The organism is Desulfuromonadales bacterium (genome assembly GCA_035620395.1).
Classification (GTDB): Bacteria; Desulfobacterota; Desulfuromonadia; order Desulfuromonadales; family DASPGW01; genus DASPGW01.
Genome location: DASPGW010000151.1, coordinates 1 through 8,924 on the forward strand (window position 1 = coordinate 1; position 8,924 = coordinate 8,924).

7 protein-coding genes are annotated in these 8,924 nt (G+C 62.1%); 1 reads left to right on the forward strand and 6 read right to left on the reverse strand.

All coding sequences use genetic code 11. From position 1 onward, the window contains the following. The coding region (locus VD811_08155) for a TRAP transporter large permease subunit (GenBank protein ID HXV20943.1) at window positions 1–930 on the forward strand (930 nt) is incomplete at its 5' end. 92 nt (window positions 931–1,022) lie between these two features. Here the strand turns inward: VD811_08155 and VD811_08160 are convergent. From VD811_08160 to pdhA, 6 genes are all read right to left on the reverse strand, one after another. Then, the gene (locus tag VD811_08160) at window positions 1,023–1,532 is read right to left on the reverse strand and encodes a ferritin family protein (GenBank protein ID HXV20944.1); all 510 of its coding nucleotides are present in this window, start codon (window positions 1,530–1,532) and stop codon (window positions 1,023–1,025) included. A gap of 266 nt (window positions 1,533–1,798) precedes the next feature. After that, window positions 1,799–2,989: a PAS domain-containing sensor histidine kinase gene (locus VD811_08165; GenBank protein ID HXV20945.1), complete on the reverse strand. Its 1,191-nt coding sequence runs from the start codon at window positions 2,987–2,989 to the stop codon at window positions 1,799–1,801. Window positions 2,990–3,049: 60 nt separating this feature from the next. Next, window positions 3,050–5,467, reverse strand: a complete 2,418-nt coding sequence (locus tag VD811_08170) for an ATP-binding protein (GenBank protein ID HXV20946.1) — start codon at window positions 5,465–5,467, stop codon at window positions 3,050–3,052. A gap of 3 nt (window positions 5,468–5,470) precedes the next feature. Further along, window positions 5,471–6,709, reverse strand: a complete 1,239-nt coding sequence (locus VD811_08175; protein HXV20947.1) for a dihydrolipoamide acetyltransferase family protein — start codon at window positions 6,707–6,709, stop codon at window positions 5,471–5,473. 68 nt (window positions 6,710–6,777) lie between these two features. Further along, window positions 6,778–7,749, reverse strand: coding sequence for an alpha-ketoacid dehydrogenase subunit beta (locus VD811_08180; protein ID HXV20948.1), 972 nt, complete (start codon window positions 7,747–7,749; stop codon window positions 6,778–6,780). Between the two features lie 76 nt (window positions 7,750–7,825). Beyond that, window positions 7,826–8,812, reverse strand: coding sequence for a pyruvate dehydrogenase (acetyl-transferring) E1 component subunit alpha (gene pdhA, locus VD811_08185; protein HXV20949.1), 987 nt, complete (start codon window positions 8,810–8,812; stop codon window positions 7,826–7,828). Between the last annotated feature and the right edge of the window lie 112 nt (window positions 8,813–8,924).

Here is an 8,924-nt window from a genome sequence, read left to right on the forward strand (position 1 = left end):
ATCGGCTCGATCCTGCTGCCGGCCATGGTCAAGCAGGGCTACCCGATGAAATTCGGCGTCGGCGTCATCGGCACTTCCGGCGGGCTGGGGATTCTCATCCCCCCCTCCATCGTCATGGTCATCTATGCCGTTTCGACCAATGCCTCGATCGGCCGGCTGTTCATCGCCGGCATCATCCCGGGGCTGCTGCTGGCGTCGCTGCTGATGTTCGTCACCTGGTTCGTGGCCAGGAAGCGCAACTATCCCTGCCTTCCCAAGGCGAGCCTGGCGACCCGGCTGCGCGCTTTCCGCGAGAGCATCTGGGGACTGCTGCTGATCGTGGTGGTCATCGGCGGCATCTACACCGGCATCTTCACTGCCACCGAGGCGGCGGCGATGAGCGCCGTCTACGCCTTCTTTGTGGCGGTCTTCGTCTACCGCGACATGAAGCTTAAGGATGTCCCCAAGACCCTGCTGGCGGCGGCCAACATGTCGGCGATGATCCTCTACATCATCACTAACGCGGTCCTCTTCTCCTTCCTGCTCACCTCCGAGCAGATCCCGCAGCAGCTTACCGACTGGATCACCCACCTCGGGCTGGGGAGCGTCGGCTTCCTGATCATGGTGAACCTGCTGCTGCTGGCGGCCGGCAACTTCATGGAGCCCTCCTCGATCCTGCTGATTACCGCGCCGCTGCTCTTCCCGATGGCGATGCAACTGGGGATCGACCCGATCCACCTTGGGGTGCTGATGACGGTCAACATGGAAATCGGCATGATCACCCCCCCGGTCGGCCTCAACCTCTACGTGGCCTCGGGGATCTCCCGGTTGGGACTGACCGAAACGACCAAAGCGTGCGCCCCCTGGATCCTGGTCATGCTGGCCTATCTGGTCCTGATCACCTACGTGCCGGCCATCTCCCTCTGGCTGCCGAATCTGCTGATGAAATAAACCGGCTCTCTTGTCGGGCACCACAAAAAAATCAGGCGGCGCCAGCTACCCGGCGCCGCCTGATTCCCGTCCAACCCACCTTCATTCCAACCTTAGCCTTCGTCCCTGCCGAAATTGTGGAACTCGTTCAGGTTGCTGAACTCTCCCCAGGCCAGGTATTCGTTGGGTGCATTGACGAAATCGTAGAGCTTGCGCAGGCTCTCGAGTTCCCGCCGCTCCTCGGAGGCAATCCGGCGAAGCAGCCCCTGCACTTCGGGATTCGGCTCACGCTGTGCGGCATCCTCATACAGACGACAGATCGCCGTCTCGACCCGCATGACATAATGGTAGGCTTCCAGGTCGCTGGTTATCTGCAACGCCTCGCGCTCGTTCAGGACATCCTCGAAGATGTTGCCGGCGTTCTCAAGAACGCTGGAATCCTGCATGGTGGTCGAGCGGACCGTTGCCTTCATCACCCGGAACCGTTCCAGCAGTTCCTGCTCGTCCTCTGCCATCATTGAGAAGATGGTGCTGACCCCGGCCTCGCCGGCTTTTGCGGCCACGTTGCGGTAGAACGTCCGACCGCTGCGTTCAATCTCCATGGCAAAATCGAATACGTTCATCATCGGCTCCTTCTGCTGGCAGCAGAAAATGCGACCCGGCTGCCGCCAGCTTAATTTTTCTTTACTTTCCACAACTTACGGCTTTAAGTATAATGTATCGCCATTGCGACGGGTGTCAAGCTGCCGGCCGTTGGGGGGAAGACGCAGACAGAGATTGAACCAGGAGAGGGGGAAAAACCTTTACTCCTCACGCGAAGCCGCGAAGAACGTTTTCCCTGGTTGTTTGGGTAGCAGAATGATCAAGAAAAAAGCTGGAGAGGGGAACCTCAGCGGAGGCTCAAGGGATAGTTGGCGCGAAAAATCGTGCCTGCGCTCTCGCAACTGGTGAAGGAAACCTCGCCCTGCAGATAGCCGCTCAGCAGGCGCATGCTGTAGGTACCGAGGCCGCGACCGCAGCCTTTGGTGGAGAAGGAGCGCTGGAAGACCTGCAGCTGCTCCTTGTGGGGGATGACCGCCGGGTTGTGCACGCTGAACTCAACACGGCCGTCGACCTGCCGGCAGCCGACAGTCACCGTTTCCCCCGTCCGCGAAGCCTCCAGGGCATTCTTGATCATGTTTCCCAGAACGCGGCCGAGCAGCGTCCGGTCACTGACCAGGGCGACCTCCGCAACAGCCGGATCGAGCAGCAACCGGCGGTTCTCGGCCGCTTCATGGCGCCGGTAGATTTCCACCAACTGTCGCAGAAATTCGCCGGACCGGATCGTTTCCGGATGCACCCGCAGTTCCCTGCTTTCCGCCGCGGCGACAGTTCTCTGCGCCTGAATCTCATCAATTACCCGTTCGGAGGCGGCGTGAATCAGGGCAAAAATATCTTCCTTGTCGACCGGATCGTAGTCGCGGAGCAATTCGGCGAAGCCCTTGATGCTGCCGGCGACATTGAGGATGTCATGAAAGAAAAGGCTCTCCAGAACGACACGACGTTTTTCGTGGCTGATGTCGCTGACGGCAAAAACGGTGAACTTTTGGTCCCGGTAATCGAGCGGAACGGCATGGACCTCCAGATCCATCGCCTCCATTTGCCCCTGAACGCAGCGGGTGATGCGGCACTCGCGCACATCCTTTTTTCCGGCAAGGCCGGCGAGGATCGCGAGCACCGCGCCGCAGGTGCTGCAGTTTTCGGTAGTCCCGCATCCTCCCTCGGTGCGGCGGGCATGGATGCAGTCGAGCGCCTCACCGGGACGCAGCCCGCTGAGCGGTTCCCGGCCATCAACTCCGACCAGCGACTGCAGAGCCTGGTTGGCATAGACGATCTGCCGGTGGGCATTGAGAATGGCAAGGATGCTGGGGACGGCATCGAGCAGACGCCGGGGGAGGGTTTCGGCAGAGAAATAGGCGACCTGCCGCCGCAGGTCTGATTCTGCGGCCCGCTCAGCGGGAGCAAACCGGGTGGGCATCCTGCTGCCGAACCTGGCGGCGGGTTGTACGGCATCGATAAACATGTTTCCTTGATACCGCACCTCCGCATCCCCTGTCAATCCAATAGACGCGACCTGCGGCGCACCGCCTGGACAAGGCCGCTACTTCCCATCCTTCTCCGTCTCCTTGGCGGGGGCAAACTTGCGCAGCGCCTCCGCCATCTCCCGCAGACGCCGATCAACCAGGAAGTTCACCGTCCCTTCCGGCCAGGAACCGTCCGGCTGGCGTTTACCGGCTGGCCGGCCGGTGAGGATTTCTACCCCCTCGTCGATGGTGCCGACCGCCCAGATATGGAATTGTCCTTCACGGACGGCCGCAACGACCTCCTCCTTCAGCATAAGATTTTTCACGTTCTGCACCGGGATGATGACCCCCTGGTCGCCAGTCAGCCCCTTCGCCTTGCAGACCGAAAAGAACCCCTCGACCTTTTCGTTGACCCCGCCGATCGGCTGGATCTGCCCGCGCTGGTTGACCGACCCGGTCACGGCGATCCCCTGCCGGAGCGGCAGTGCGGCCAGCGACGACATCAGGCCGTAGAGCTCGGTGGAGGAGGCGCTGTCACCTTCGACGCCGGAATAGGACTGCTCGAAGCAGATGGAAGCGGCCAGGGTCAGCGGCTTGTCCTGGGCGAAGCGGTCGCCGAAGAATCCCGAAAGGATCAGCACCCCCTTGTCGTGGATCGGCCCTGAGAGTTTGGCCTCCCGCTCGATGTTGACCATCCCCCCCTTGCCGAGATAGGTACGCACCGTTACCCGCGAAGGCTTGCCGAAAGAGTAATCCCCCAGCAGGTAGACCGAGAGGCCGTTGACCTGGCCGACCACCTCACCTTCAGTGTCGACCAGCAGGGTTCCCTCTTCGATCATCTCCTGGATACGCTCCTCGACCTTGTTGGCGCGGTAGATTTTCGCTTCGATGGCCAGCTCGACGTGGGTGCGATCGACCTTGTCCGCCCCGTGCTGCTCGGCATAGAAAGCCGCTTCGCGGATCAGATCGGCGATATCGAGAAAGCGCGAAGAGAGTCGGTGCTTGTCCTCGATCAGGCGGGCGGCGAACTCGACCACGCGGGCGACGCCGGCCGGGCTGAAATGGCGCAGTTCCTCCTCGGTGCACTTGGCGGCGACGAACAGGGCATACTGCTGCACGTTCTCCCAGGTGTTCTTCATCATCCCGTCAAAGTCGGCCTTGACCTTGAAGTACTTGCGAAAATCGATGTCGAACTGATGCAGCAGGTAGTAGAGCAGCGGCGGGCCGATCATGATGATCTTGCACTTCAGGGGGATCGGCTGCGGCTTGAGGGAGACGGTCGCGATCAGCCGGAACTGCTCGGCCATGTCTTCGATCTTCACTTCCTGGTTGCGGATGCAGCGTTTGAGCGCCTCATAGGAGAAGAGGTTGATCAGAACCTCCCGGCAGTCGAGGATCAGGTAGCCGCCGTTGGCTCGGTGCAGGGCGCCGGGCTTGATCATGGTGAAGTTGGTGGTGGCGCCACCCATCTGGATGATGTGATCAATTCGGCCGAAGAGGTTGAAATAGGTCGGATTCGCCTCGTAGACGACCGGCGCCCCTGCCCGTTCGCTGTTGTCGAGGAAGAGGTTGACGCGATAACGGTCGAAGGAGGGGGGTTCCTGGCCGCCGATCTTCAGCCCGGGGATAGCGATCTTGGGCCCCTCCGACGGTCGGAACTCGTCGATGCGGTCCAGAATGTCCTTCTTGCAGTTGGCAAAATGCTCCAACACTTTTTCATGTTTTTTGAACTTTTCTTCCAACTCCTCGAACAGGTGGCCGATGGCAAAGAGCATGACGTCCTTTTCCATCTGGACGATCGCCTCACGCATCTCCTTTTCCAGGTCCCGTCCCTGCCGCAGCACGTCGTTGAGGTGGTCCTGCAGTTCGGTCCCCCGCCGGTCGATATCCCCCTTCTCATCATCGGAGAGGTTTTCGTACTCCTGCTGGGAAAGAGGGTGGCCGTCCTTGGTCGGCACCAGGGCCAGGCCGCTCACCGTCCGCTGCAGGAGAAAACCCTGCTCATTGGCGCGCTCTTCCAGCTCCTGAAAAAGCTTCTTGTTCTTTTCCTGCTGTTCCGAGGCGATATGTCCCTTCTGTTCCTCGTACTCCTTGCTCTCGAAAACCTTGGGAATCTCCTCGGCGAGCCGGCCGACCAGGGTTTCCACGTCCTTGTGCAGTTCCTTGCCACAGCCGGCCGGCAGATGGATGTACCGGGGACGGGTGCCGTCGTCGAAGTCATGCACGTAGCACCAGTCGTCGGGAACCGCTTCGCCCCCGGCCCGCTTGGCGAGAATCTTCTTGATGGTGGAGGAGCGGCCGGTACCGGGTTCGCCGAGGATGAAGATATTGAAGCCGCTGTTATTTATGCCAAGACCGAACTCGATGGCGGTGACGGCCCGGTCCTGGCCGATGGTCTCCTCCAGGGCCGGCAGATCACGGGTGCTTTCAAATTCGAACTGCGCCGGGTCGCAGCGCCAGGTCAGCTCCTCGGGAGCCAGGCGAAACTGTTCCACAAGTTACTCCTTCTCTTGTCCGTAATTGCAGGTCACCAGGGTGACGGGAGCTTCCAGATAACTCTTCAGAGTCCCAAGAAACTCGGCGGCATCGGCGCCGTCGAGGGTGCGGTGGTCGGCGGAGAGGGTCAGGCGCAGAATCGGCGCGATGCCAGGTTCTCCCTGGTCGTCGACCACCACCTCCCCTTTCACCGTCCCCACCGCCAGCACCGCCGCCTGTGGCGGCGTGATGATGGCGCTGAACGACTCTACTCCGAGCATCCCCATGTTGGAGATGGTGAAGGTTCCTCCCTCGAGATCGGCATGAACCAGCTTGCCGAGATGGGCCTTGTCGGCCAAATCTCGGGTCCGGCGGCTGATTTCCTTGAGCGAAAGGTTGCCGCAGTCGTGAATCACCGGGTTGTAAAGACCTCGTTCGGTGGCGACGGCCATGGCGATGTTGATCGACTCCTGCTCCACCGCCTCGCCGTCGATCCAGAGACTGTTGACCCAGGGATGCTCATGCAGGGAGCGGGCAGTCGCAGTGACGATGAAATCGTTGATGCTGACCTCGAGGTCCTTGCGGAAACGGATGACGTCGGTCATGTCGACGGCAACGGTGACGAAGAAGTGCGGGATATTCTGCCAGCTCTCGAGCATCTTGCGGGCAACGATCCGGCGGATCTTCACCGATTTGCCGGCCGCCCGTTCCGGCTTGGCGCCGGCTTCCGCCGGCGGCGGTGCTATCTGCGGCGTTGCCCGCTCGACATCGGCCAGCACGATGCGCCCGCCCGGCCCCGTTCCGCGGATGCGGCCGATATCAAGCCCCTTTTCCAGGGCTATCTTGCGGGCCACCGGCGAGGCTGAACCACCCTGTTCCAGAGGCGGTGCCGAGCGTTTGAGCATCCTCTCCTCGGCCTTCTCCTCGGCCTTCTCCTCGGCCTTCTCCGCAGGCTTCTCCTCGGATTTTTCCGCGGGTTTCTCCGCAGGCGTCCTGGCTTCTTCCGTTACGGGTTCCGCCTTCCCTTCGCCGTCGAAAACCGCGATCACGGTACCGACCGGAACCGTCGCCCCCTCGTCGACCTTGAGCGCGCGCACCAACCCGTCCTCGAAGGCCTCCATCTCCATCGCCGCCTTGTCGGTCTCCACCTCGGCGATGATCTGCCCCTTGCTGATCCTGTCTCCCTCCTTGATCCGCCACTGGAGGATGGTTCCTTCCTCCATGGTGTCGCTCAGCTTGGGCATGGTGATTTCAATCGGCATCGTGTTCCCCATCTCCTGTGCAATTCATGTTTTATGTTTAATGTAGGGGGCGGGTCTCAGTGCCGCCCCTACAAAATCTCCCGAACCCGCGCCACCACCTGCGCCACGTCGGGAATCGCCGCCTTCTCCAGCGCCTTGTTGTACGGCATCGGCACGTCCGCCCCGCCGACCCGCAGCACCGGCGCGTCAAGGTCGTCGAAGGCGGCCGCCACGATGCGGGCGACGAGCTCCCCGCCCCAGCCGCCGGTCAGCCACGACTCCTCGACGGTCACCGCCCGGTGCGTTTTTCGCACCGACGCGAGCACTGTCGGCATGTCAATGGGGTTGAGCGCGCGCAGGTCGACCACCTCCGCCTCGATGCCGTCCCTGGCCAGTAGCTCGGCCGCTTCGAGACAGACGTAGACCATGCGGGAGACGGCGAGCAGGGTCACATCCTTCCCCTGACGCTTGACGTCCGCCACCCCAAGGGGGATGGTGTACTCGCCGTCGGGTACCTCTCCCTTGGTGGCGTAGAGACCCTCGTGTTCGAGGAACATCACCGGGTCGTCACTGCGGATGGCACTCTTCAGCAGCCCCTTGGCGTCGGCGGGGATGGAGGGGATGACGACCCGCAGCCCCGGGCAGTGCATGAAGAGAGCATCGAGGGTATGCGAATGCTGGGCGCCGAGTTGGTGGCCGGCGCCGCCCGGGGCGCGGATGACCAGGGGGACGCTGCACTGGCCGCCGAACATGTAGCGGGCCACCGCTGCGCTGTTCATGATCTGGTCCATGGCGACGATGGCGAAATTGACCGTCATCAGCTCGGCAATCGGCCGCAGGCCCGCCATCGCCGCACCGCAGGCCAGGCCGACGATCCCCGCTTCGGCGATGGGGGTGTCGACCACCCGCTTGTCGCCGAATTTGGCCAACAGGCCGCGGGTGACCTTGAACGAGCCCTCATAGAGACCCACATCCTCACCGAGGATGAAGACCGCCGGGTCCCGCTCCATCTCCTCGCGTATCGCCTGGTTCAAAGCCTCGCGGCAGGTGATTTCGGGCATGGATTACTCCAGCTAACGGTAGGGGCGACCCGTCGGGTCGCCCGGGCGAGGCATCGCCTCGCCCCTACATTGCCATTTAAAATTTCGCATACACATCTGTCCACAGCTCTTCTGCCGCCGGCTCGGGACTCTCCTCGGCGAAGCGGATCGCAGCCTCGATGCGCTGCTTCTCCTCGGCATCGATCTGGTCGAGCTGCTCGCGGCTCGCCCGGCCCTCGGCAATCAGTCGTTCGGCGAAGTTGGGGATCGGGTCGCGCTCCTGCCAGATCTTCTTTTCCTGCTCGCTGCGATAGGTTCCGGGATCGGAGATGGAGTGCCCGCGGAAGCGGTAAGTGATCGCTTCGACATAGGTCGGACCGCCCCCTTCGCGAGCCCGCTGCACTGCCTGACGCACCGTCTCGTAGACCGCCAGCACGTCCATGCCGTCGACCTTTACACCCGGCGTCTCGTAGGCGCAGCTCTTCTTGTAAAGCTGCTCGACGGCACTGGCCCGGGCGACGCTGGTGCCGATACCGTAGCCGTTGTTCTCGCAGACGAAAACCACCGGCACCTGATAGAGGGCGGCCATGTTCATCGCCTCGTGGAAAACCCCCTGGTTGGTGGCACCATCGCCGAAAAGGCAGACCACCACCTCGTCGCTCTCGCGGTAGAGGATGGCAAAACCGATCCCGACCGCCAAAGGAAGGTGGCCGCCGACGATGCCGTAGCCGCCCATGAAACGCCGCTCGGCATCGAACATGTGCATCGAGCCGCCTTTCCCTTTGCTCACTCCGGTCGCCTTGCCGAAGAGCTCGGCCATCACGACGTCGGGCGGCGTCCCCTTGGCGAGAATCAGGCCGTGTTCGCGGTAGGCGGCGATCATGTAGTCTTCCTGGTGCATGGCGTGGGCGACGCCGACGCCGACCGCTTCCTGGCCGCTGTAGAGATGCAGGAACCCCCCCATCTTTCCCTGGCTGTAGAGCTTGGGGCAGGCCTCCTCGAACTCCCGGATGCGGACCATGTCACGGTACATGGCCAGCAGCTCCCGCGGTTCCAGCAGCGTGCGCTCCTTTTTCCCTTTCATGCCGGCTCCTCTGCTGCACAAGCCTCCGAACAAACTTGCCTTCTCCGGTAAATACTAACAACGATCGGGTCGATGGCAAGCCGCGCCTTGTCCCGACGCGCCGGGCAGGTAT